The organism is Nocardiopsis sp. NRRL B-16309, from assembly GCF_001279585.1.
Classification (GTDB): Bacteria; Actinomycetota; Actinomycetes; order Streptosporangiales; family Streptosporangiaceae; genus Nocardiopsis.
In genome coordinates this window covers 1-307 of sequence record NZ_LGEC01000029.1, presented here as the reverse complement: position 1 = coordinate 307, position 307 = coordinate 1, and the positions used below count along the sequence as shown (strand labels likewise).

The following is a 307-nucleotide window of genomic DNA, read 5'->3' as shown; positions in this document are numbered from 1 at the left end:
GGGCAAGTACAAGCAGTTCCAGCGCGGTATCGCCCAGCTGGACGCCGAGGGCGTGGTGCAGGTGCTCACCTCGGACGTGCGCGGTGAGCAGGCGCCGGTCCTGGCCGCGGTGGGGCCGCTGCAGTTCGACGTGGTGCGCCACCGCATGGAGCACGAGTTCCGCTCCCCCATCGACACCTCACCGCTGGACTACTCCGTGGCGCGGCGTACCGACGCCGAGTCGGCCCCGGCCCTGCACGCGCTCTCGGGCGCGGAGGTGCTGCGGCGCCGCAACGACGGCGAACTCCTGGTGCTCGTGCACAACAAG

General features: G+C 71.7%; 1 pseudogene. It reads left to right on the top strand.

The window, feature by feature from the left end:
• A pseudogene (locus tag ADL05_RS05580) lies at window positions 1-307 on the top strand (peptide chain release factor 3); the annotation flags it as partial.